The sequence below is a fragment of the Pinibacter aurantiacus genome (assembly GCF_019130065.1).
GTDB lineage: Bacteria > Bacteroidota > Bacteroidia > Chitinophagales > Chitinophagaceae > Pinibacter > Pinibacter aurantiacus.
Genome location: NZ_JAHSPG010000003.1, coordinates 305,793 through 331,540, shown reverse-complemented (window position 1 = coordinate 331,540; position 25,748 = coordinate 305,793). Strand labels below are relative to the sequence as shown.

Genomic DNA, 25,748 nt, shown 5'->3' with positions numbered 1-25,748 from the left:
ATAGACGTTGCGGGTTACAAGACCTGACAGGTTTCAAAAACCTGTCAGGTCTCGGTGTAACGTCGAAATTTGACAGCAAACGGCGTGCGGACGAAAACGCCGTTAATGTCCTACGGACAATATCGTCCTATATTATTTTTTCTATTTATATCGATGCCCTACGGGCAAGTTCACGATTGTGACAATTGTCGTAGAAGCAACCATTTCCCGTAGGGAAACAATATCAATAGACAGCAATGTAAGTGGCTTGTATTGCCCGTAGGGCATTAACAAAAAGTCGAGCCCGAAGCCCCACTCGCGCAATTGCAATCCCTTGATTTGTAGAGAATTTACTACACAAAAAAAGTGCTGTTTCATAGAACTTTGTTATCCTCCGCGTGTTAAGCAATTCTAATTAGTCACCATTTTAGAAATAGATGCTTATGAGATACTTCTCAATGGGCAGATGTTTTTGTGTTTGCACGTTCCTGTTTGTGCTAACCCAAAGCGCACGTGCAGACGAAAACAAAAAGCCGTCTGAAACAATCACTCCGCACTTAAACGTTCCCGGTTTGCTAAACGATACAGTTCCGAAACGTGTAACAGGAAAAGTTACATCTGACGAAAACGGCTCACCACTCGCAAATGTTTCCGTTACCATTCTACAAACCAAAAAAGGCGTGGAAACCGATGCTGCAGGAAACTTTGTTATTTACGCCAAAGATGGCGATAACATTCAATTTTCTTATGTGGGCCGCACGCCAAAAGTCATTACCTACCACAATCAGGCCACATTGAATGTAACGCTGGTTGCAGGCACAGAAAGAACGCTTTCGGAAGTGGTAGTAACAGGATACCAGAATATTGATAAACGAAAATTCTCAGGTGCTGCGGTTGGTCTTAAGGCAGAAGATGTAAAGATAGATGGTATGACGGATGTAAGCCGTATGCTCGAAGGGCGAGCTGCCGGTGTATCTGTGCAAAACGTATCCAGCACTTTTGGTACGGCGCCCAAAGTGCGCGTGCGTGGCGCTACTTCCATTAACGGTGACAACAAGCCTCTCTGGGTGGTGGACGGAGTAGTGCTGGAGGATGTGGTAAATATTTCCAACGATCAGCTATCAAGTGGCGACGCGGTTACATTGCTTGGCTCGTCAGTAGCTGGATTGAACGTAAACGATATTGAAAGTTTCGACATCCTGAAAGATGCTGCCGCTGCTGCATTGTATGGCGCGAGAGCTATGAACGGCGTTATTGTCATCACTACAAAAAAGGGACGTATAGGAAGACCAATTGTTTCTTATGTGGGAAATTTCAGCACGCAGTTGAAACCAACTTACAATTCCTACAACATCATGAACTCTGCCGATCAAATGGCTGTGTACACAGAGTTGTATAAAAAAGGAATGCTGAACTCAACCATATCTGATGGCCCCAACACAGGTGTGTATGGAAAAATGTACGATGAAATAAATACTTACGATGAAACCAACGGACGCTTTGGTGTTGAAAATACTGTAGCAGGAAGAGCCGCATTTCTGCAAAGATATGTGGGCGTAAACACCGATTGGTTCGATGTGTTGTTTAAAAATTCTTTTATACAGGAACACAACCTTAGTATTTCTTCCGGTACCGACAGATCTCAAACATATTTTTCTACCAGCTTTTATTACGACAACGGTTGGACAGTTGCAGACAATGTCAAACGCTATACGCTCAATTTTAAAAATACTTATAACCTCAACAATAAATTAACGGCCGGCTTCTCAACCGTTGGTTCCCTGCGCCAGCAAAGGGCTCCGGGCACATTGCAACGTTCCGCGAATGCAGTGGAAGGAAGTTATGACAGAGACTTTGACATCAATCCGTTCAGTTACGCCATCAATACAAGCCGCACCATTACGCCGTATGATTCAACAGGACAGCTGGAATATTTTAAAATGAATTATGCGCCGTTTAACATCGTCAACGAATTGAGCAATAACTACATTGACCTTACAGTACTTGATATTCGTTTGCAGGGAGAGTTGCAATACAAGTTTGCCAAAAATTTCCGCTATGAATTTGTAGGCGCATTGCGTTTTGTAAAATCGACGCAGGAACAACAGGTACATGAAAATTCCAACATGGCAGGCGCTTACAGAGCAGCGGGAACATCTACCATTCGTCAGAACAATAAATTCCTTTATCGCGATCCTGACAACCCTGATGCAGAACCCGTGGTGGTGTTGCCTTATGGTGGCTTTTACAATCGCACAGAAAACCAGCTTGCAAACTACGAAGTCAGAAACAGCGTTAACTACAACAAAACATTTAACGATGTGCACAGCCTGAATGTATTGGTGGGACAACAGATTAAATATGCGAACCGTCAAGTTGCATCCAACATCGGGTATGGGTATCAGTACGATCAGGGCGGCGTTCCGTTCATTGATTACAGAATAATCAAGCAGGCGCTTGAAAATAGTTTTCCGTATTATGGCATGACAAAAACCTACGACAGGTTTGCTGCCTTTTATGGTACCGCAGGATATTCTTACAATAGAAAATACAATTTAACAGCTACAGCACGCTACGATGGTTCCAATCAATTGGGTGAATCAAAAACTGCACGCTGGCTACCTACATGGAGCGTGAGTGGTTCGTGGAACATAGACCAGGAATCATTTATGAAGAATGTAAACTTTGTAGACTTCCTTACACTGCGTGCGAGCTATGGTTTAACAGCAAGTATGGGGCCTGCAACAAACTCTTCGATTGTGTTGAAAAATATGCAAACACGCAGGCCTTATCTCTCAGAAGTTGAATCTGTAATTCTCCAGGAAAGTCTGGAAAACGAAGATCTTACGTGGGAGAAATTATACACCGGAAACATAGGCGTGGATGCGACAATGTTTGACAGAAGATTGAACGTAACCGTGGACCTGTACAGAAGAAGAAGTTTTGATTTGATCAGCATTATCAAAACATCAGGCATTGGCGGGGAAGCCTACAAAGCTGCAAACTACGCCGACATGAAATCGCATGGTGTTGAGTTTATGGTGGGTGGCGACATTGTAAGGCAAAGCGATTGGGGATGGAGGACCAATCTGACATTTGGCTTTAATAAAAATGAGATCACGAATGCGAAGAATGATCCTATCATATTTGATCTTGTAAAAGCAGAAGGTGGCAACAAACAAGGCTACCCGGTGAATGGCTTGTTTTCACTCGATTTTAAAGGTTTGCAGAAAAGAACAGGTGTGCCGCAATTTGTAGATGAAGACGGAAACGTTGGTCCGGCTGTGTATTTACAAAGCGACAACACGCAGCACCTGGTTTATGAAGGCCCCGTGGATCCTGCGATCACGGGAGGTTTTTCAAACACCGTTCGCTACAAAGCATTTTCAGTAAACATATTTATTACTTATCAGCAAGGCAACAGGATAAGGCTTTATCCCGCTTTCAAACAGCGCTACTCCGATCTGGATGCGATGCCTAAAGAATTTTATGACAGATGGGAAATTCCGGGTGACCAGGGACAAACAACGGTGCCTTCCATTGCAGATGTTTATCAGCAGTATTTGCTTGGAGGCGCTTATCCTTACAACAACTATAACTACTCTACACAACGCGTAGCAGACGGTTCATTTGTAAGATTAAAAACTGTTTCACTAACGTATCAATTACCGGCAGCGACCTTGCAAAAAGCGAAGCTGAGTAATTTATCGGTAACGGCCCAAGCGATTAACCCGTGGCTTATTTATTCCGATTCAAAATTGAAAGGACAAGATCCTGAATTCTTCAATGCGGGTGGTGTGGCGCAGCCGGTGCAGAAGCAGTTTACACTTTCGTTGAAAGTAGGAATTTAGGAATTAGGAATTAGAAATTAGGAATTAGGAATTAGGAATTAAGAATTAAGAATTGGGTAATAGTACTAACAACTAACAACTAACAACTCAAAACTCAAAACTCATTACATGAAATACTCCATATACATCTTCATACTTTTTGCAGTTGCCATTAGCAGCTGTAAGAAGTATTTGGAACAAGTACCGGACAACAGAACGCAATTGGATTCGCCTGAAAAAGTGGCACAGCTTTTAGGCACTGCTTATCCGCAGGCGAGTTATATAACTTTTGCAGAGGCCATTTCTGATAACGTAGAAGATAAGGGTGCAGGTGTTGTACTGAATATCAACCTTAATCCTTTCTACTTCGAGGATGTGCAGGATAATAACCAGGACTCGCCGGAGTTTTACTGGAACGCTTGCTATACGGCTATTGCGGCGTCTAACCAGGCGCTCGCAACATGTTTGGCCGCACCGGATTCTCAAAACTATCGCACGCAAAAAGGGGAAGCTTTGGTAACAAGGGCTTTCTCACATTTCATGCTCGTGAATTTCTTCTCTAAGTTTTATGATGCAACAACTGCAGGCACAGATCCCGGCATTCCTTACGTAACAGAGCCTGAAAAAGTAGTGTTCAAAAATTACGATCGCAAAACAGTGCAGTATGTATACGACATGGTGGAGAAAGATTTAACGGCGGGTCTGCCACTACTCAAAGACCAGGCATATACTGTACCACGCTATCACTTCAATTTAGCGGCGGCACATGCATTTGCCGCGCGGTTTTATTTATTTAAAAAAGATTATGACAAAGTAATTGAACATGCTAACGCAGCATTTCCCAATAACAATTTTGCTGACAACATGCGTGCATGGAATACTACTTATCAGACGCTGTCTTTCTTTACTTTGCTGGCCACTTATACCAAGGCATCAGAACCCGCCAATTTATTGCTTACGGAAATGCCTTCGAATTATGCACGCAACTATGCAACATTCAGATACGGATTAAGCTATGCAAAGCAACGCGATATTTTAGGTGCCAACGTAACAGGCGGCAGATGGGCATACTCAGTATTTTACTACGGTGCGCAGGATTATTTCGTGCCAAAGTTCAACGAGTATTTCGTTACCACCTCAATCAATGCCAACACGGGTATTCCTTACATCATGCAGCCGGAGCTTACTACAGAGGAAGTGCTGCTGAGCAGGGCCGAAGCCTATATTTATAAAAACAATACGGCTGCTGCAACTGCAGATTTAAACACTTTCGTAAGTAAGCGCATAACGAACTACAGTCCTTCGCAGCATAATATTACTTCAACCAAGCTTTCAAACTTCTACGGCACTTCGAATCTGCAAACAGGATTACTGCTTGCAACGCTTGATTTCAGAAGAGCAGAATACGTGATGGAAGGATTGAGATGGTTTGATCTGCAGCGATATAAAATTCCGGTAGAGCATTTGTTTTACGATGGCTCCACAAAAACCTTAAGCCCGACTGATCCGTATCGTGTTTTTCAAATACCTGAATCTGCAACACTTTCAGGCATTGCATTGAATCCGAGGTAGGGTAATTAGGAATTAGGAATTAGAAATTAGAAATGAGAGATCGAATGTAAAGTCTAACAACTAACAACTAACAACAAACAACTCACAACTCTTTATAAATGAAACTACTCAAAATAATAACGCTTGTTGCAATGCTTGGAACCATTGCATCGTGCAAAAAAGATGAGAACCTCAATACCAATATTCCGGGGCTGGGAGGAGATTCATGGGTGGCCTCCCAACTGGATAAATGGTTGTATGACAGCCTTACGCATCCCTACAATATTGAAGTAAAATATAAATGGGATCAATCAGAACTTGATCTTAATAAAACACTCGTGCCGCCCATTGAATCGCAGGTACAGCCTGTGTTGGATGCATTAAGGCAAATTTGGATCAACACTTATATCGCAGAAGCGGGAGCAACATTTTTCAAAAAATATTCTCCTAAACTTATTGTAATGGTGGGAAGTCCATCCTTCAATCCTGATGGCTCCATCACACTGGGTACAGCGGAAGGAGGAAGAAGAGTGGTGCTGTACGATGTAAATGATTATGATAACACCGATGTTAATTCTGTACAACAAATGGTGCATGTGGTAGAACATGAATTTGGACACATACTGAATCAGAATCAAATCTACCCGCCCGAATTCAAACAGATATCTGTTGGTAAATACACCGCCAACTGGATCAATGAATCAGATGACCAGGCAAACAGCGAAGGCTTTATTTCTGCCTATGCAAAATCAGCCCCTGACGAAGATTTCGTGGAAATGATATCATTAATGTTATCCAATGGACGAATGTGGTTTGAGATGATGGTCAATAGTCAGTCGGATAGTGCGCAATCAGCTTTAAGAAGCAAGGAGCAATATGTAATAAGCTATTACAAAACCGTTTGGAATATAGATTTCTACGCATTGCAAACAGACGTGCAAAACGCATTAACGAGAGTGACGGGAAGACCAACGCTTGCATCTGTTTTTGGTTTTGGAAAAACATATACGTCAGCAGTTTGGAGTGCTGCGGTTACAGGTAGTTCGCCTGATTTTAAAACCATCTTCGATGCAGCTTCAACCAGTTTGGATGGCTCATTCGGGCTGACGCTGGATTCAATGAAAGTAACATTCACCGCCGCTAACAGAATACGTGTACAAATGTTTTTCGGCGGTTACCAGGCAAGTTTTACATACAGTTTTTCAACAGATGCAAACGGTGTGATGACGCTCACTTACCTGACAGCAGATAGTAACGGTGGATTGATAAAAGATGATGTGCAGGGGCTGCTCGATTATTTTTCACAGTATCATTTTACACTGGATTGGGGATTCAATAGGGACTCCAACGCGAATCTCGGAGCGTTTATACCGCAGGAGGATCCGAAAGTTTATTATGTAGGAATATTGGAATGATAGGTTGTGGGTTATGAGTTTTGAGTAGCAAGGAGGAAATTCAAAATTCAAAATTCAGAACCTAAAACCCAGAACTCACGACTCAGAACTCAAAACTTTAAAAAATGAACAGATCACTATTATACATCGGATTGTTTTTGATGATTGCGTTTGCAGCGTGTAAGAAAGACGATTCGCATCCATTCGACAAATCGCCAAACGATAGGATGCAGGAGCTTTTGGACAGCTACCAGGCAACCTTTGTAAATGCACAATACGGCTGGCGGGCTGTTGTTTTTCCTGACAGTGGGAAGAGTGGCGGTTATACATTTTATTGGAAATTTACGAACGACAATCGCGTCACCATGTACGCTGATATTTATCCTTCAACAATCGATCAGTCATTCGAAAGCAGTTACAGAATGAAGGGCTTGCAGCAGCCGGCATTAATCTTCGATACGTATTCTTATCTGCATATACTTTCAGATCCTAACGCCAACGTGAATGGCGGAACCATGGGCAAAGGTTTATTGAGCGACTTTGAATTTGCAGTAGATACCGTTACAAAAGACAGCGTAAAGCTCACAGGCCGCTACAATGCAAGCAGGGCTTTCATGGTGCCTGCCACACAGCAGGAATCGCAAGACTTTGCGGCATCCTTTGGTAACGCTATGGACTTTGAAAACATCGCTAACCTCACCACTTATTTTAAACGACTAGTCCTTGGAAGCAATCAGTTTGACATATCCGTCAACCTCTCAACCAGAACCATTACTTTTTCATGGGTAGAAGGAGGCGTGGTGAAGACTTTTACAACGGGCTATTTTTATTCAAACGGAAAAGTTGTGCTGGCGCAACCGTTTACTGCAAATGGCATTACGATAACTGATTTTTCCAACATTAATTACGATGCACCCAACAGCGTTATCCATGTAACAGCTGCAGGAGTTTCCGGACAAATCCAGGGCTCCGGACAACCATTACTTATTGATGCCAATGCGCCGCAAAGGTGGTACCAGGCAGTACTTTCACAGGATAGTTACTGGTACTCGTTTACAGGCTTCACCGTGGAAGGGCAGCAGGATGCGTATGGCATTACCACGATTCCTAATTTTTACTATCTCATTTTCTGGCCGAGCTTCGGCACCAATTATGATCTCACCGGATTTGTGGTAGTGGTCAATAATAGTTCACTCTCTATATCTTATGGCCTTGCTACGGGAACACCGCCAACATTTACATCAGACGGAAGAGTGATATTTACAGAGCTCGGGTTTGTAGGCACCATTCCACCAGGTGAGCAAGCAATCTTCGATAATACCGCCGCGAAATTCACTGATCCTTCCGGTTTCTATCTCGTGCAAACCGGCAGGCAAGCCTATGACATGGTAAGTGCAAAAGATGGAAAGGCGTGGATAAGCTGGCAGTATTAAGGGGCTGAATAACTGAATAATTGAATAACTGATAAGCGGAACGCTGAACGCCTAACGCTTAACGCAGAGTGTCAAAATGCGTTAAGCGTTAGGCGTTCAGCTTTTAGCATTCCTTGCCATTTTTCATTTTCTTAACAATACCGACTAGTACCACAAAGCCATAATTGAGATTTTTTGATTAAAAAGTGAGACTATTTTACCAGACCCCCTTAAACAAGTTTGGTAAGTTCGCACAGCCGACAACAACGGTTGCGAATTCATCTCACCTTAAAAAGAGCTATATGAAAAAACAAGCAGTTGCTTTTTCCCTGATGCTATTGGCAATGGCGCAAACAAATGCACAGAATGCAGGGTGGAAGCCAGTGACAGGAAAAATTACTACAGAGTGGGCCTCAAAAGTTGATCCCAATAATACACTACCTGAATACCCAAGACCACAAATGGTGCGCGGTGCCTGGGCATCGTTAAATGGTTTGTGGCAATATGCCATCACTCCAAAGTCGCAGGAAACACTGCCCGCCACGCTAGATGGCAATATACTCGTACCATTTGCAGTAGAATCCTCCCTTTCTGGCGTTGCAAAAACCGTTGGCAAAGATTCGGTGTTATGGTACAAACGCACAATCGATATCCCATCTTCTTTTAAAAATAAAAACATATTACTTCATTTTGGTGCCGTTGACTGGCAGGCAGATATTTTCCTGAACGGACAAAAAGTTTCAACCCACCAGGGTGGCTTCGAGCCGTTCACTGTAGATCTCACAGCTGCGCTCAAAAAAGGAACCAAGCAAGAACTGGCGATCCGTGTGTGGGACCCAACAGACGAAGGGCCTCAGCCTCGCGGTAAACAAGTGAAAAAACCGGAAGGCATTTGGTATACGCCTGTTACCGGCATCTGGCAAACAGTATGGATGGAAGGCGTTGCAAAAACATACATCACTTCTTCTCGTCAAACGCCAAATGTAGATGCGAAAACAGTAACCGTTTTAGCAAATGTAAACAATGCACAACCCGGCGATGAAGTGCGTGTTGCGGCATTTGATGGCAATAACAAAGTAGCCGAGCAAACAGTTGCTCCCGGTAGTGAAGCGGCTTTAGCGATTGCCAATCCACATTTGTGGTCAACAGCAGATCCGCATTTATACGATCTTACGTACACCGTGCTGCGTAAAGGCAAAGTAGTAGATGAAGTGAAAAGTTATTTCGCTATGCGTAAAATTTCTTTGGCGGCTGATAAAAATGGCATTCAACGCATGATGTTGAACGACAAATTTGTGTTCCAGTATGGTCCATTGGACCAGGGTTGGTGGCCCGATGGCTTGTATACTGCACCAACAGATGAAGCCATGAAATACGACATCGTAAAAACAAAAGACATGGGCTTCAACATGATCCGCAAACACATAAAGGTAGAGCCTGCAAGATGGTATTACTATTGCGATCAAATGGGCATGCTTGTATGGCAGGATATGCCAAGCGGCGATTTGGGCAACCATTGGGAAAATCGCCCGGGTGTGCTCGGTCGTGCAACTGACAAAGACCGTTCTACAGAATCAGAACAATATTATCGCACAGAGTGGAACCAGATCATAGATGCACTATACAATTTTCCTTCCATCATCGTGTGGACGCCATTCAATGAAGCGTGGGGACAATTTAAAACAGAGGACATTACAAACTGGACAATGCAAAAAGACCCTTCACGATTGGTGAACAGTGCAAGCGGTGGGAACTTTTATCCTGTTGGACATATTTGCGACTTGCATAACTATCCCGAACCCGCAATGCCAAGACCCGATATTTTTGGTTCAAAACAAGCAGTGGTATTAGGGGAGTTTGGTGGATTGGGATTGCCTCTGGAAGGCCACACATGGCAGGAAAAAAACAACTGGGGTTACCGTAGTTTCAAAAATGCAGACGAGATGTTCAAAATGTATGCATCGTATACGGAGAAGCTGCAGGGCCTAATAAAACAAGGGCTTTCAGCCGCGGTATACACACAAACAACAGACGTGGAAGTAGAAACAAACGGCTTCATGACATACGATAGAAAAGTAATGAAAATGCCGGAAGCAAAACTGAAAGAAGTAAACGACAAGTTATATAATCCGGCACTCGCTGAATAGAAAGGAATTAGGAATTAGAAATTAGGAATTAGAAATATCAAGCTGTTCAATTTATTTGACCTTTTCGCTTAACGTGTTGATTAGATTCAGTAACGAAAAACTGCTTGTCATCCCGACGAAGGAGGGATCTGAGTGTTTACTTAAGCACACTGGTAGTGTTAAACCCAGATCCCCCGTGCCTCGGGATGACAAGCAACATTCACTCAGTTTTTCAAACAGCTTAGCTATGCGGTGTTACTCCTTTCCTCTGTGAAAAAAAACTCCGTTCCCTCCGTGGTTAAAAAACTGTCAAACTAACAACCGATCCAACAATATCACATTGTATCACAATGAAAAAAACACTTAAAACCATTGCATCCTTTGTAGCGAGCAGTTCAATGTTTTTCGCGAATGCACAAACAATGAAAAGCTCATTTGTTACAAAACTGCCACAATCCAAAAACAGTTTTTACACCAGCAATAAAGAACCGCTAACACAGGAAAAATTTATCAAACTACCAGTAACCGCTGTTCATCCGGGCGGCTGGTTAAAAAAAGCGCTGGAGCTGCAGCGCGATGGCCTCACCGGAAATCTCGGCGAGATCAGTATTTGGCTATCCAAAACAAACAACGCCTGGCTCAACAAAGAAGGTAAAGGCGAATATGGTTGGGAAGAATTGCCTTACTGGTTGAAAGGCTACGCAAACATTGGCTACATGCTGAATGATCAACACATGATCAGCGAAGCGAAATTCTGGATTGATGCCGTGCTAAACAATCAACGCGACAATGGCGACTTCGGTCCGATGGTAGAAAAGGGCGAAGGCAAAAGAGATCTTTGGACAAACATGCCGATGCTCTGGTGTTTGCAATCTTACTATGAGTATTCCCAGGATGACCGCGTGATCAGCTTCATGACCAAATATTTCAAATGGGAGCTGAGTATTCCGGACGATAAGTTTCTCGAAGATTACTGGGAGAAGAGTCGCGGCGGCGACAACCTTAGCAGCGTGTACTGGTTGTACAATATCACAGGTGATAAATTCTTACTTGACCTTGCCACAAAAATTGATAAGAATACTTCCGATTGGAGGCAGCCAAACAACCTACCCAACTGGCACAATGTCAACATCGCACAATGTTTCCGCGAGCCTGCTACTTATGCACAGCAAAGCCATTTGCCATCCGATATGGATGCTACTTACAACGACTATCGTTTAATAAGAAGCATCTACGGACAAGTGCCCGGTGGCATGTGGGGCGGCGATGAAAATTCACGCAAAGGCTATGACGATCCAAGACAAGCCGTAGAAACCTGCGGGCTGGTGGAACAAATGACCTCCGATCAAATGTTGCTTGCACAAACCGGAGATCCTTTCTGGGCGCAGAATTGCGAAGACGTGGCGTTCAATACTTTTTCCGCCGCCTTCATGCCCGATTACAAATCGCTTCGTTACTTAACAGCACCAAACATGGTGTTGAGCGACAGCAAAAATCACTCACCCGGCATTGATAACAACGGCCCATTCCTCATGATGAATCCTTTCAGCAGTCGCTGTTGCCAGCACAATCATTCTGCAGGTTGGGTGTACTATGCACAAAACAGTTGGATGGCAACACAAGACAATGGCCTTGCGGCTCAACTATATGCTGAAGGTTCGGTAACTGCAAAAGTTGGCAATGGAAAAGAAGTGACAATTGTTACTTCAACTCACTATCCTTTCGATGAAAAAATTCAAATGACGATCAACACCGCTTCGCCAAATGCGTTTCCATTGTACTTGCGTATTCCCGAATGGGCAGAGGGCGCAATGGTGAAAGTGAACAATAGAAAGATCAACACGCCGGTAAAAGCATCAGGCTATGTAAATCTTTCAAATAACTGGAAACAGGGCGATGTAGTAGAGTTGGTATTGCCTATGAAGCTCGCATTGCGCACATGGGACAAAAATAAAAACAGTGTGAGTGTAAACTATGGGCCGCTTACTTACTCGTTAAAAATTGATGAGCAATACATTCAAAAAGATAGCAAGGAAACTGCAATAGGTGATTCGAAATGGCAGGCAACTGCTGATCCTGCGAAGTGGCCGTCATTTGAAATTCATCCGGCTTCTGCATGGAACTATGGTTTGATCGTAGATAAAAACAATCTGCAAAAATCATTTACTGTGGTTAAGAAAAAATGGCCTTCAGATAACAATCCGTTTACCAACACTAATGCCCCCATTGAATTAAAAGCAAAAGGGAAAGCAATACCATCATGGACCATTGATCAATATGGCCTTTGTGCTGTATTGCCACAAAGCCCTGTGCAGATAAGCGCTCCGGCAACTGAGTTAACATTGGTGCCAATGGGAGGAGCGAGGTTGAGGATTTCGGCATTTCCGACGGTGGCGAAGTAAAAATTAAAAATTAGAAAGTCAAAATGTGCGGCCCGCTCATTTACCACTAAGGCACTGAGAACACTAAGCTTCACTAAGAAAGGAGGAGAGGATATTCAAAAGTGATAGCTAGTCACGAGAATACAGAATAAAGTAGAGGGGTTGAAAATCTCTCCTTCCTCTGTGAAAAAAATCTCCGCTACCTCTGTGGTTTAAAAAGGCCCTTAGTGCAACTTAGTGTTCTTAGTGACTTAGTGGTAAATATTCGAGAGCCAGCATTATAAACATTGTCAAAATAAAATCATGAATTATAAATCATTAATTATTGCCTTTGCTTTCGGTGCAAGCTTAAGTTCTTGCGCTCAGAGTAAAAAGTCAGATACGCCGCAACCCGGCCAAAGAGAAAGACTGGCGATCAATCTCGCAGATCCAACAATGCTTTACACCGGTAACACTTACTACCTGTTTGGAACCAACGATCACAACAGCGGCAATGGTTTTATTGCATACTCTTCAACAGACGGTGACAACTGGAAAGAATTTACAGCGCTAACAAAAGGCGATGCTTTCGGTACAACCGGCTTTTGGGCCCCACAAATTTTTTCCTACAACAATAAATGGTACATGGCATACACAGCCAATGAAAACATTGCCATCGCAACAGCCGACAGTCCAAAAGGCCCCTTCAAACAAAGTACAATCAAGCAACTCGACGCACCTGTAAAACAAATCGATCCTTTTGTGTTCACTGACGACAACGGAAAAAAATATTTGTATCACGTGCGCCTTACAAACGGCAACAGAATTTTCGTTGCAGAAATGAACGATGATTTCTCTGCCATCAATGAAAGCACATTGAAAGAATGCATCAGTGGTGCGGTAAATACACAGCCCTGGGAAAACGCGCAAAACGTTGACTGGACAGTAACGGAAGGCGTAACAGTATTGAAGCACAAAGGCAAATACTATATGATCTATTCCGCCAATGATTTCAGGAACATCGATTATGCAGTTGGTTATGCAGTGGCAGACAATCCGCTTGGCCCCTGGGTAAAATACAGTGGCAATCCGATCATTAGCAGAAAAGACCTGGGCATCAACGGAACAGGTCACGGTGATTTCTTTACAGACAAAGACGGCAATCTTGAGTATGTTTTTCATACACATAATTCCAACACAACAGTTGGCCCAAGAAAAACTGCTGTTATCAAAGCCGCATTCGTAGATGGCGGGGATGGTACCGACAAAATTGTAGTTGATACAAAGACATTTCATTATTTGCTACTACCGTAGACAAGAACGCAGATTTTCATGATTGTCATGATTTGTTATGATTTTTTATTTGTGAAATCTGCATTTTATAAAATCCTGATAGATCATGACAATCATGAAAATCTGCCTGCCCGACAAATGTCATTCAGGCGGGCGTTCCTTCTTAAAAAAAACACCATGAACAAAATACTTTCGATAATCACAGCCGCTGCTATTTCATGCACTTTGCAAAACTGCACCGCGCAGAAACCGCAGAAACAAGCTGCCACGCCATCAAAGACGTTTACCAATCCATTGTTGCCACAAGGTGCGGACCCTTACAGTTTTTACAAAGATGGGTTTTACTACTACACTCATACAACCGGTAACCGCGTTGACTTGTGGAAGACAAAGGACCTTGCAGATTTAAAAACAGCTGAAAGAAAAACGATTTACACGCCTCCGGCAAACACATCTTACTCAAAAGAATTGTGGGCACCCGAAGTGATGTTCCTTCGTGGAAAATGGTACGCATACTTTGCAGCAGATGATGGCAAAAATGATAACCACAGAATGTATGTGCTGGAAAATGCATCACAAGATCCAATGTGGGGCGAATGGATTTTCAAAGGTAAAGTGGGCGATGCAACCAATAAATGGGCGATCGATGGAGATGTGTTTGAATACAAAAATCAGTTGTACATGATATGGTCTGGCTGGGAAGGAGATGTAAACGGACAGCAAAATATTTTCATCGCGAAGATGAAAGATCCGTGGACAGTTGATGGAGATCGCGTAAAAATTTCTTCGCCGCAACTGGATTGGGAAACAAACGGCGACCTCGGCAACAACGAGCACGTGAATGTAAACGAAGGCCCGCAGGCATTACAGCACAACGATAAATTGTTCATTGTTTATTCTGCAAGCGGCTGCTGGACAGATTTCTATGCGCTGGGCCTGTTGACATTTACAGGTACGGATAATCTGCTTGATGCAGCAGCATGGAAAAAATCGGACAAACCGGTATTCAAACAATCGCCCGAAAATGGTGTGTATGCACCGGGCCATAATTCATTTTTTAAATCACCGGATGGTAAAGAAGATTGGATTTTGTATCATGCCAACTCTAAGCCTGGGCAGGGTTGTGGTGGCTTCCGCACACCTCGTGCACAAAAGTTTACATGGAACGCAGATGGTACGCCTAACTTCGGCATACCGGCCAAAGAAGGCGCCGAATTGCAAAAGCCTTCGGAATAAAGGTCCTCGTGCTTTTTATGTTAATGTCCTACGCCCGCCCGTGCCGGATCGGACGGAGACAATATTGTTGGGTGTTGATTTTGCTATTGATATTAATGCCCTACGGGCAATAAGTTTCCCGTAGGGAAAAAATATCAATAGAGACCTACAAAGTAGACCACAATTGCCCGTAGGGCATTAAGATATTTCGCAGCTTTTTTAATAAAGCTTTGATATGAAACATAACATTCTAACGATTGCCTTTTTAGTGTTGCTTTTCTTTTGCTGCGATGCTCAAAAGAAAAGCATCGCCGTGACCAATCCCGTGCTGGACATGGATTTTCCTGATCCTACGGTGATCAATGTGCATGGAAAATATTTTGCCTATGCCACTAACGGATCTTATCAGGGAAAGACATTGAACATAAGGATTGCTTCTTCAACAGATCTGCAGCATTGGAAAATAGAAGGAGATGCGCTGCCGCAAAAGCCTTCATGGGCGAGCACCACACAAGACTTTTGGGCGCCCGATGTCATCTACGATCAATCGCTCAATAAGTACGTAATGTTTTACTCAGGTAAATCAGATGATACAACAACCGATAAATGTCTCGGCGTTGCATTTGCTGATAAGCCCGAAGGGCCTTTTGTTGACAAAGGTTCTCCCCTCATTTGCGGCAAGTCATTTATCAACATCGATCCTAAGGCGCTCATCGATCCAAAGTCCGGAAAGAAGCTGCTGTATTGGGGTTCAGCCTTTGAGCCCATAAAAGTACAGGAAATGGAAACTGACTGGCAACATTTCAAAACAGGTTCTGCGCCACAACCAATGGTTTGGCCCGGTAAAGAAAAAGAATACACACACCTCATAGAAGGCGGATGGGTCGATTATGCAAACGACCACTATTATCTCTATTACTCAGGAGATAATTGCTGCGGCAACAAAGCCAACTATGCAGTACTCGTAGCAAGATCAAAAAATGCATTTGGTCCTTTCGAAACGTTGGGTACAAACAACGGCACCAACAAAAGCGTGATCCTCGAAAAAGATAGCGTGTGGCTGGCGCCCGGCCACAATTCTATTTTCCGCGACAACAACGGCCAAACGTGGATCGCCTTTCACGCCATCAAAAAAGCTACCGTAAAGGCCGGTCCCGAAGGCAACCATTATTATGGACGAGTAATGTGTTTGAAGAAGATTGTTTATAAGAATGGATGGCCGGTTTTAGTTGAAAATTGAAAATGAGTTGAGAGTTGAGAGTTGAGAGTTGAGAGTTGAGAGTTGAGAGTTGAGAGTTGAGAAAATGTAATCACTGAAGGTGCAATACTTAGAAGTCATTTTCAACTTTCAACTTTCAATTTTCAATTAACTCTCCACTTTCCACTCTCAACTCTCAACTAATTCCTACCTTAGCCTCGTTACTAACCACTTGCCTTATAATATGAGTAAGTCCACATCAAGAAATACTACTATCCAGGATATAGCAAAGGAATTAAACGTAACGGCGGCAACAGTATCCCGTGCATTGAACAATCATCCGCGCATTAGTGAAGCAACCCGGCAGGCCGTTGCAGAAGTGGCCGACAGATTGAATTACACTCGCAATCGTGTCGCTTCTTCACTGCGTTCCGGTAAAACAAATGTTATTGGTGTCATTATACCAAGTGCCAAGATCAACTTCTTTGGCTCCGTTGTGCATGGTATTGAAACACTGGCTAATGAGCGAGGCTACAACGTGCTTATCTATCAATCCAACGAAGACACAGAATATGAGAAGAAGGGCATTCAAGCTTTCCTGAGCGCCAGGGTAGATGGTATACTTGCTTCCATTGCAAAAGACACAAGAGATATTTCCCACTATTTGGAAGCTCGTGATAAAGGCGTGCCCATCGTGTTTTTCGACCGTACTCATGATGATACTTCCATTCCATATGTAGTGGTCGATGACTTTAAGGGTGGCTATCTCGCAACAGAGCATCTTATCAACCAGGGCTATAAAAGAATTGCCCACGTCTCCGGCCAGCAGCATCTGAAAATTTTCGCGGAGCGCTTGCGAGGCTATAAAGCGGCATTAAAGGCACATAAGCTGCCGTTCGAAAAAGAACTGGTATTTGCCGGAAACGTTTCCATAGAATCAGGTAAAGAAGCGGTAAAATATTTCCTGACCTTGCCGGAGCCCCCAGATGCTATTTTCGCCGTGGAAGATTTTACGGCGCTGGGGGTAATTAAGGAATTGAAGGAAAACAAGATCAAGATCCCCGAGCAATTTGGCGTTGTGGGTTTTGCCAATGAGGAGTTTGACGAGCACATTACACCCGCATTAACCAGTGTGGATCAACAAACCGTGATGATGGGCAAGGAAGCTTTCAACCTGATCATGGACATGATCAACAAGAAAGTGGTGCGCAATGTGGACAATAAAAAAGTGATCCTGGAACCCCTGCTTCAGCCAAGAGCTTCGTCCCAACGCTAAATTTTTGAAAAAATCAGTTGACAGAATTCAAAATATTTATACATTTGTGCAAACGTTTACGCAAAATATAACAGAATGAATGCAGAGAATGCCAAAGCAGTTAGCGCTTTAAACGATCTTGGCCATAAGATCCCCGAAAATTTACAGAAATACATCACCGATGAATCAGTGGTAGTGTTTTCTCCAGGACGTGTAAACCTCATTGGTGAGCACGTTGACTATAACGACGGTCTTGTTTTGCCTGCCGCAATCAGCAAGACAACTTATATGGCCGTTACTCCAAGACAAGATGATGTTATTCATTTAAGTTCCCTTGATTTTAATGATACTTATTCAACGACTGTTGGCGAGTTGAAAAAATATCAGAAATCATGGCCCAACTATATTTTGGGAGTGGTAGAGCAATTGCAGAAAAATGGCTACGAAGTAAAAGGCTTTGATGCATTTATTACCGGCAATATTCCAATGGGCGCAGGTCTTTCCTCATCCGCAGCGATCGAGTGTGCAACCGGCGCGGCTTTGAGTGCTTTGTTCGGCTTCAACATAGATAAAATTGATCTTGTGAAAATGGCGCAAAAAGCAGAGAACGAATTTGTGGGCGTAAAATGCGGCATCATGGATCAGTTTGCAAGCGTGTTTGGTAAAACAAACCACTTGATAAAAATCGACTGCCGCACACTTGAGTACGAATATATTCCTTTCGAAATAGATGGTTACCGCATCGTATTGTTGGACACACAGGTAAAACATTCTCTTGCTTCTTCCGCGTACAACAAACGCCGTGAAGAGTGTGAAGAAGGCGCTGCGTTGATCAACAAAAAATATCCGCATGTAAAGTCATTGCGTGATGCCACCGTTGAAATGGTGGAAGAGTGCATTAAGCCTGTTGACAGTGTGGTGTACGACCGTTGTTTGTTCGTAGTAAAAGAGATCAATCGTCTCATCACAGGTTGCGAAGATTTGAAGAAAAATGATCTTGTTTCCTTCGGTAAAAAAATGTTTGAAACACATGAAGGACTTAGCAAAAAATATGAAGTAAGCTGCAGCGAGCTTGATTTTCTTGTTGAGTATGTAAAAGATAACCCGAACGTGTTAGGCGCAAGAATGATGGGCGGCGGCTTCGGTGGTTGCACTATCAACATCGTTAAAGAAGAAGCAATCGACGATCTCATCACCCACGTTGGCGAAGCTTACGAAAAAGCTACGGGCTTGGTGATGAAAGCGTATGTAGCGGAGATTGGCGAAGGAACAACAGTGGTAATTAAGAATTAATAATTAATAATTAATAATTCTTTCTGTGTCGCGTTAAAACTGATACCGGAAAATACCCCAGGTCTCACACCTATTAATTCTTAATTATTAATTATTAATTCAAATGCATTTCGACTATAAAGAACATCCTCACACCCGCGTAAACCTCCTCACAGGCGAATGGGTGCTGGTGTCGCCGCATCGCAGCAAAAGACCATGGCAGGGAAAAACGGAAGCTGCCGGTGGCGCGCAAAGACCGGAATACGACCCGACATGTTATTTGTGTCCGGGAAATAAAAGAGCAGACGGCGACAACAATCCGCAATACACCGAGCCTTACGTTTTCGTAAATGATTTCTCTGCATTATTGAAAGACACGCCGGACGGTGAGTTGAATGAAGAGGGTTTACTCGTGGCAACTTCCCAAAAAGGAATTTGCAAAGTAATTTGCTTTTCCCCGCGTCATGACCTCACTTTGCCTGAAATGGAAGTAAGTGCGATTACAAAAGTGATCGATCTGTGGGCAGGACAAGTGAAAGAACTTAGCGCAAACCCAATCATCAGATACATTCAGATATTTGAGAACAAAGGTGAGATCATGGGTTGCAGCAATCCACATCCGCATGGTCAGATATGGGCATCACAAAATGTTCCGCTGGAAGTTTTCAAAGAATTGCAGCAGCAGAAAAAATATTACGAGCAGCATGGCCGCAGCTTATTGGCGGACTACTTAAAGCTGGAACTGAAAAAGCAGGAAAGGATAATTGCAGAAAATGATCACTTCGTAGCACTCGTACCATTCTGGGCAGTTTGGCCATACGAAACAATGATCATCAGCAAACGTCATGTGCAGTCAGTGGTTCAGTTTACGGCAGAGGAAAAACAGGCATTTGCGGAGATACTCCAAAATCTTACCATCCGCTACGATAATTTGTTCGAAACATCTTTCCCGTATTCTGCAGGCATGCACGAAGCACCGGTAAATGATGGCGAGCATCCTGAATGGCATTGGCACATGCACTTCTATCCGCCATTGTTGCGTTCGGCAACTGTTAAGAAATTTATGGTGGGTTACGAAATGCTGGCAAATCCTCAACGCGATATTTCACCGGAATTCGCAGCAGAGAGATTAAAGGCGTTGCCAACAGTGCATTATAAGAAGAAGTAGGGAGATGCTTCGCATCTTAAATATATTGCCACAGAGGAACAGAGAACGCAGAGAGGTTTGAAATGAATTTTTTTCTCAGTGTATTCGGTGCCGGTGGCAAAAAAAGTTGTTGTTATTATGGTTTTTGTTTCATTGGGCTTGACTGCACTTGCAGTTGAGCCCTTTTTGTTTCCGCAGCCGGCTGCGGGTAGCCGCTCGTCTAATTCCTAACTCGTAATTCCTGATTCCTAATTCTTCCTTCCTATATTTGAGCAAAATTCAATAGATGCTTAAAATAGGTGTATTCGGCGTGGGCCATTTGGGTAAATTTCACTTGAACAACTGGAAGGAGATAAAAGACGTTGAGTTGGTAGGTTTTTACGACCCAAATGATTCGATGGCGCAGGAAGTGTCTGATAAATATCAGCTTGCCCGTTTTCTCGATCCTGAAAAACTGATTGATGCCTGTGACGCAGTAGATATTGTGGCGCCGACAACTTTCCATTTTGACCTTTGCCAGAAAGCCATTCGTAAAGGCAAACACGTTTTCGTGGAAAAGCCTTTGGCAAATACAATAGACGAAGCAAAAACGCTGGTAAACCTTGCCCGCGAATCCAACATAAAAATGCAGGTAGGACACGTAGAACGTTTCAATCCCGCATATCTCGCTACACAAGGCCTGGAGCTGAACCCCATGTTCATTGAAGTGCATCGTCTTGCGCAATTTAACCCAAGAGGTACAGAAGTAAGCGTAGTCCTGGATTTAATGATTCACGATATCGACATTATCCTCACGCTTGTTAAAAGCGAAGTAAAATCTATTTCTGCGAGTGGGGTAGCTGTTATGTCAGATACGCCCGACATTGCCAACGTTCGCATAGAATTTAACAATGGTTGCGTGGTGAATCTTACTTCCAGCAGAATTTCTATGAAGAAAATGCGCAAAATGCGTCTGTTCCAAAAAGACGCTTACATTGGCATGGACTTCCTGAATAAGAAAACAGAGGTGATCAAATTAAAAACTGAGGAAGATGCCAACGTTTTTGAATTTGACATAGAAACAAACCACGGCAAAAAAACAATTGCTGTTGCCAACCCGTTGGTGCCTGAAGTAAACGCTATAAAAATGGAACTAGAAAAGTTCCGTGACGCTATTGTGAACAATACCCCGCCGATTGTATCTGCAGTGGATGGTTACAGGGCAATGGAAATAGCGCACCAAATACTTAATAAGATAAAAAACACTACTATTAACGCATAAGTCTTGAATGCTATCAAATAAAAAGATTCCTTATGCATGGTATATTGTTAGCGATGCCCTGGCGGCATTGCTAACATGGATTTTGTTTTACGCCATCCGGTGTGAACTCCTGAAAATTCCATTTTCATTTTCAGAACAGTTCCGGATAAATCCACCTTTTGCCATCGGCTTATTTTTAATGCCACTTGCGTGGGTGATCATTTATTTTATCGTTGGGTGCTATGAGTCGTTGTATAAAAAATCGCGACTCAATGAATTTAATATAACCTTCATTTGCTCGCTTATTGGTTGCGTTTGCATGTTCTTCATTTTGAGGGTGAATGATGTGAGACGCACACTTTCGTTTTACTACATTGCTTTTTTCTCTTTTCTTTTTCTGCAATTCTTTATTACTTTTTTAGGTAGATGGATACTGCTTTCCCTTACAAAGAGACAATTGAAAAATGGAGACATAAAATTCAATGCTTTGCTCGTAGGAGATCACGCCACATCATACGAAATATACACGCAAACGAAAGGCCTGCTTCACCTGACTGGCTACTATTATGCCGGCTTTTTAAGCGCTCATAAAAATGGTTTTTCAGATGAGCTTCCTTATTTGGGTGCACTAAGTTCATTAGACGAGGTGCTGTATAAATACGATATAAAAGTAGTGGTGCTGGCAATGGACAAGTCGCATCACGAAGACATAGAAGCGTTGCTGGAAAAGCTCAGCGAGAAGGACGTGGAAGTAAAGATCATTCCTAAAACACTCGACATTGTTTCCGGCTCTGTGAAAACAAATAATGTGTACACGCCATTGCTGGCAGAGATCAACACCGGCCTTCTTACCGGCTGGCAGCAAAACGTAAAGCGTTTAATTGATATCGCAGCATCATTTGTTAGTCTTGTAGTATTGTCTCCACTGTTGTTGTTTGTGGCCATTCGGGTAAGGCTTACCTCTAAAGGGCCGCTTATATACAAGCAGGAGAGAACCGGTTACAAAGGCAAGCCATTCATCATTTACAAATTCAGATCAATGAGAGTGGACGCCGAGGAAAATGGTCCGGCTCTTTCATCAGAAAATGACCCACGCATCACCAAATGGGGTAAAACCATGCGCAAATGGCGCCTTGACGAACTACCTCAATTGTGGAATATTTTAATAGGCGAAATGAGTTTGGTCGGCCCCCGTCCCGAGCGCCAGTTTTACATTGACCAGATCCTTCAAAAAACACCTTATTTCAAATACCTGCTAAAAGTAAAGCCGGGTCTTACCTCGTGGGGTATGGTTCAATTTGGTTACGCAGAAAACATAGATGAGATGATCACCCGAATGCAGTACGATCTTGTGTACATCGAGAACATTTCTCTTTCTCTCGACTTCAAAATCATGATATATACGCTGAGGATTATTTTTACCGGAAAGGGGAAATAATTGAAAATTGTGGGGGCGAATTGCATTCGCCCTGATGCAAGTTGAACGTGTAATACAATGCAGGATTCTTGCATATATTTTGTTGCACCGTTTGGGTGCAGCTAGGGCGAATGCAATTCGCCCCTACGACTGCCAACCATTTTTCCTATTTTTGAAAATGCGCCTTAACCTTACATTTTTCTTATTGGCTTTTGTATGCATTTGCAGCTTGCCATCATATTCACAAAATGGCTATTGGCAGCAGCAGGCAAATTTCGAGATCAAGGTCACACTTAATGATATTGATCAGACCCTTGATGCATTTGAAACGATCACCTACACCAACAATTCTCCAGATACTTTAAAATTCATTTGGTTTCACATTTGGCCCAATGCCTATAAGAATGATAAAACCGCTTTCAGCGAGCAATTGCTGAGAAACGGAAGAACGGATTTTTATTTTTCCAATAAAACACAACGCGGTTATATCAACAGGCTTGATTTTAAAATAGATGGACTAACCGCTGAAACCGAAGATCATCCGCAATACATAGACGTTGTAAAAGTGATGCTGCCAATACCACTGGCACCGGGAAAAACGATAACCATCACAACTCCGTTTCATGTACAGCTGCCATATAATTTTTCGCGTGGTGGTCATCTTGGAAATTCTTACCAGCTCACACAATGGTTTCCAAAGCCGGCAGTGTACGACAGGAAGGGCTGGCACGAAATGCCTTATCTTGACCAAGGCGAATTTTACAGTGAATTTGGTAACTACGATGTAACGATCACACTGCCTAAAGACTTTGTAGTGGCTGCAACCGGCGACTTGCAAAATGAAGATGAACTGGCGTGGCTGGAAGAAAAAGCAAAGCAACCTGGAGAAATTCAAAAGGAAAAAGTCAAAAGTCAAAAAGCAAAAGGAAAAAAGACGGCGCCTGCAAAGAAAAAGCCGACGAACACTAAACACTCAACGGCTAAAGCAAAAAACAAAACTACTGCGTCACAAAACTTAACAACTAACAACAAACAACTACCGACTAAAACGCTACACTACATTCAAAACAACGTTATCGACTTCGCGTTGTTTGCAAATCGAAATTTCATTGTAAGAAAAGATACGCTGCAATTGCAATCCGGAAGAGTGATTAATGTATGGGCGTTTTATTTGAAATCACAAGCCAACAATTGGGTAAACAGCATACGGTTTATAAAAGATGCGATCGTAAAACATTCACAATGGCTGGGCGAATATCCGTTTAACACTGTGAGTGCCGTTCAGGAGAATACGGTTACAAAGACGTACAGCGGCATGGAATATCCAACCATCACAATGATTGCGCCTGCCGATGATGCCCTTACGGTTGAAGAAACTATATTCCACGAAGTAGGCCATAACTGGTTGCAGGGAGTTTTGGCAACCAACGAGCGTACATATGCCTGGATGGATGAAGGGTTCAATACTTACTACGATCACAGGAGCGGCTCGCCCGGTACTATTGATGCTTTGACACTGGCAAGTGTCGAAGGCATCAGGCAGGATCAACCGATCAATATTCCTGCTGATCAGTTTACGGAGCTCAATTATGGCTTGATCACTTATACCAAAACGGGCGAGTGGATGAAGGCGCTAGAGCAAAAGTTAGGCACTACCATGTTCGACTCTTGTATGCATGAGTATTACAGGCAATGGCAGTTCAAACATCCGCAGCCGGAAGATTTTAAAAATGTAGTAGAGAAAACAAGCGGTCAAGCCATTGACGATCTCTGGGCAAAGTTGGATCAGAAAGGTGCGATTGACAATAAAACGCAGAAGACATTAGCCCAGGGATGGCTGCTGAGTTTGCGTTTTATTGATAAGAAAAAATGGATTTCGCTTTTACCCGCAGTCGGATTTAACGACTACGATCATTTCATGGTAGGCGCTTTAATACACAACTATCAGTTGCCTTTGCCTCGTTTGCAATATGTGCTTGCGCCGATGTATGGAACGGTAAGCAAAACGTTTACCGGCATTGGGCGTGTTGGATACAACTGGTACCAGCCATCGCAAAAAATAAAGCATATTGAACTGGCATTGAGTGGAGCAAAGTTCTCTACCAACGATGGAGTGGATAGCAACGGCGCCAAAGTATTTGCCGGATTTTATAAACTGGTTCCAACTCTAAGAATCGATTTTGCAAACAAGTCGATGTTAAACTCTATTCATAAATGGATTGAATGGAAGACTTATTTTATTGGAGAAAACAATTTCCAATATGTGCAGAAAATAACAGACTCTAATTACTATCCGTCTCCAAACACATATTCCACCAGATACTTAAATCAATTGACTTTTGGAATAGATAACAACCGTGTAATATATCCTTACGATGCTAAACTGCAGTTGCAGCAGGGTGCGTCATTCTGGAAGGCAACCATTACCGGAAACTATTTCTTAAATTATGCAAAAGGTGGGGGAGCAAGTGTCCGTTTGTTTGCAGCGAAGTTTGGTTATATAGGCAGCCGCACAACAACCAAGCTATTTGAAAATTATCGCTACATGCCAAAACTTACGGCAGTAAAAGGAAATGAAGATTATACCTACAGCAATTATTTTTTTGGAAGAAACGATAACGATGGAGTTGCAAGTCAGCAAACAATGATGCGTGATGGAGATTTAAAGATTCTGCATACAGATCAATTCGCATCGTTGCCAAACCGCTCTGATAATTGGGTTGCGGCGATTAATTTGAATACCTCCCTGCCTTACCAGATTTTTCCAAAATGGATACCGTTGAAGTTATTCTTCGATTTTGGCACAACCGCTGATGCTTGGTCAAAAGATGACGTAACTTATACAGGCAGCAGGATATTATATGTTGGTGGTTTGCAGTTATCGTTGCTTAAAAATGTCATCAACATTTATGCGCCGCTTGTATACAGCAAAGACTTTAAAGACGAATTGCAAACAGATCCGGCAACCAACACATTTGGCAAGCGAATCTCATTTAGCATAGACATTCAAAATCTTACGTTGCGAAAAATATTTGGCACCAAAGTGCCTCTATAACCAT

General features: G+C 42.9%; 16 protein-coding genes. 15 read left to right on the top strand and 1 reads right to left on the bottom strand.

What is annotated here, in order from left to right; translation table 11 throughout:
* Positions 1-141: 141 nt before the first annotated feature.
* On the bottom strand, positions 142-357 hold the full coding sequence (locus KTO63_RS07205; RefSeq protein WP_217790556.1) for a hypothetical protein: 216 nt from the start codon (positions 355-357) through the stop codon (positions 142-144).
* A 65-nt stretch (positions 358-422) separates the two neighbouring features.
* Here KTO63_RS07205 and KTO63_RS07200 point away from each other — a divergent pair, with 65 nt between their 5' ends.
* The 15 genes from KTO63_RS07200 (at position 423) to KTO63_RS07130 (ending at position 25,744) form a co-directional block, all read left to right on the top strand.
* Positions 423-3,830, top strand: coding sequence for a SusC/RagA family TonB-linked outer membrane protein (locus KTO63_RS07200; RefSeq protein ID WP_217790555.1), 3,408 nt, complete (start codon positions 423-425; stop codon positions 3,828-3,830).
* Positions 3,831-3,938: 108 nt separating this feature from the next.
* Positions 3,939-5,381 carry a RagB/SusD family nutrient uptake outer membrane protein gene (locus KTO63_RS07195; protein WP_217790554.1) on the top strand — a complete coding sequence of 481 codons (1,443 nt, stop codon included), beginning with the start codon at positions 3,939-3,941 and terminating at the stop codon, positions 5,379-5,381.
* Between the two features lie 98 nt (positions 5,382-5,479).
* A complete protein-coding gene (locus tag KTO63_RS07190) occupies positions 5,480-6,775 on the top strand; it encodes a zinc-binding metallopeptidase (protein WP_217790553.1) in 1,296 nt (431 codons plus the stop codon).
* 104 nt (positions 6,776-6,879) lie between these two features.
* Positions 6,880-8,187: a DUF4302 domain-containing protein gene (locus tag KTO63_RS07185; RefSeq protein ID WP_232373068.1), complete on the top strand. Its 1,308-nt coding sequence runs from the start codon at positions 6,880-6,882 to the stop codon at positions 8,185-8,187.
* Between the two features lie 281 nt (positions 8,188-8,468).
* Positions 8,469-10,313, top strand: a complete 1,845-nt coding sequence (locus tag KTO63_RS07180) for a glycoside hydrolase family 2 protein (RefSeq protein WP_217790552.1) — start codon at positions 8,469-8,471, stop codon at positions 10,311-10,313.
* Between the two features lie 329 nt (positions 10,314-10,642).
* Positions 10,643-12,694: a beta-L-arabinofuranosidase domain-containing protein gene (locus KTO63_RS07175; RefSeq protein ID WP_232373067.1), complete on the top strand. Its 2,052-nt coding sequence runs from the start codon at positions 10,643-10,645 to the stop codon at positions 12,692-12,694.
* 282 nt (positions 12,695-12,976) lie between these two features.
* On the top strand, positions 12,977-13,966 hold the full coding sequence (locus KTO63_RS07170) for a glycoside hydrolase family 43 protein (RefSeq protein ID WP_217790551.1): 990 nt from the start codon (positions 12,977-12,979) through the stop codon (positions 13,964-13,966).
* Positions 13,967-14,122: 156 nt separating this feature from the next.
* Positions 14,123-15,181: a glycoside hydrolase family 43 protein gene (locus tag KTO63_RS07165; protein WP_217790550.1), complete on the top strand. Its 1,059-nt coding sequence runs from the start codon at positions 14,123-14,125 to the stop codon at positions 15,179-15,181.
* Positions 15,182-15,395: 214 nt separating this feature from the next.
* Positions 15,396-16,400, top strand: coding sequence for a glycoside hydrolase family 43 protein (locus KTO63_RS07160; RefSeq protein ID WP_217790549.1), 1,005 nt, complete (start codon positions 15,396-15,398; stop codon positions 16,398-16,400).
* Between the two features lie 202 nt (positions 16,401-16,602).
* Complete coding sequence (locus KTO63_RS07155) at positions 16,603-17,634, top strand: LacI family DNA-binding transcriptional regulator (protein WP_217790548.1); 1,032 nt, start codon at positions 16,603-16,605, stop codon at positions 17,632-17,634.
* Positions 17,635-17,709: 75 nt separating this feature from the next.
* Positions 17,710-18,906 carry a galactokinase gene (locus tag KTO63_RS07150; RefSeq protein ID WP_217790547.1) on the top strand — a complete coding sequence of 399 codons (1,197 nt, stop codon included), beginning with the start codon at positions 17,710-17,712 and terminating at the stop codon, positions 18,904-18,906.
* Between the two features lie 103 nt (positions 18,907-19,009).
* Positions 19,010-20,053, top strand: a complete 1,044-nt coding sequence (locus KTO63_RS07145) for a UDP-glucose--hexose-1-phosphate uridylyltransferase (RefSeq protein ID WP_217790546.1) — start codon at positions 19,010-19,012, stop codon at positions 20,051-20,053.
* Positions 20,054-20,318: 265 nt separating this feature from the next.
* Positions 20,319-21,293 (top strand): Gfo/Idh/MocA family protein, encoded by a 975-nt coding sequence (locus KTO63_RS07140; protein WP_217790545.1) that lies wholly within the window; start codon positions 20,319-20,321, stop codon positions 21,291-21,293.
* A gap of 7 nt (positions 21,294-21,300) precedes the next feature.
* Complete coding sequence (locus KTO63_RS07135; RefSeq protein WP_217790544.1) at positions 21,301-22,710, top strand: sugar transferase; 1,410 nt, start codon at positions 21,301-21,303, stop codon at positions 22,708-22,710.
* 157 nt (positions 22,711-22,867) lie between these two features.
* Positions 22,868-25,744, top strand: coding sequence for a M1 family metallopeptidase (locus KTO63_RS07130; protein ID WP_232373099.1), 2,877 nt, complete (start codon positions 22,868-22,870; stop codon positions 25,742-25,744).
* The last annotated feature ends 4 nt before the right edge of the window (positions 25,745-25,748 follow it).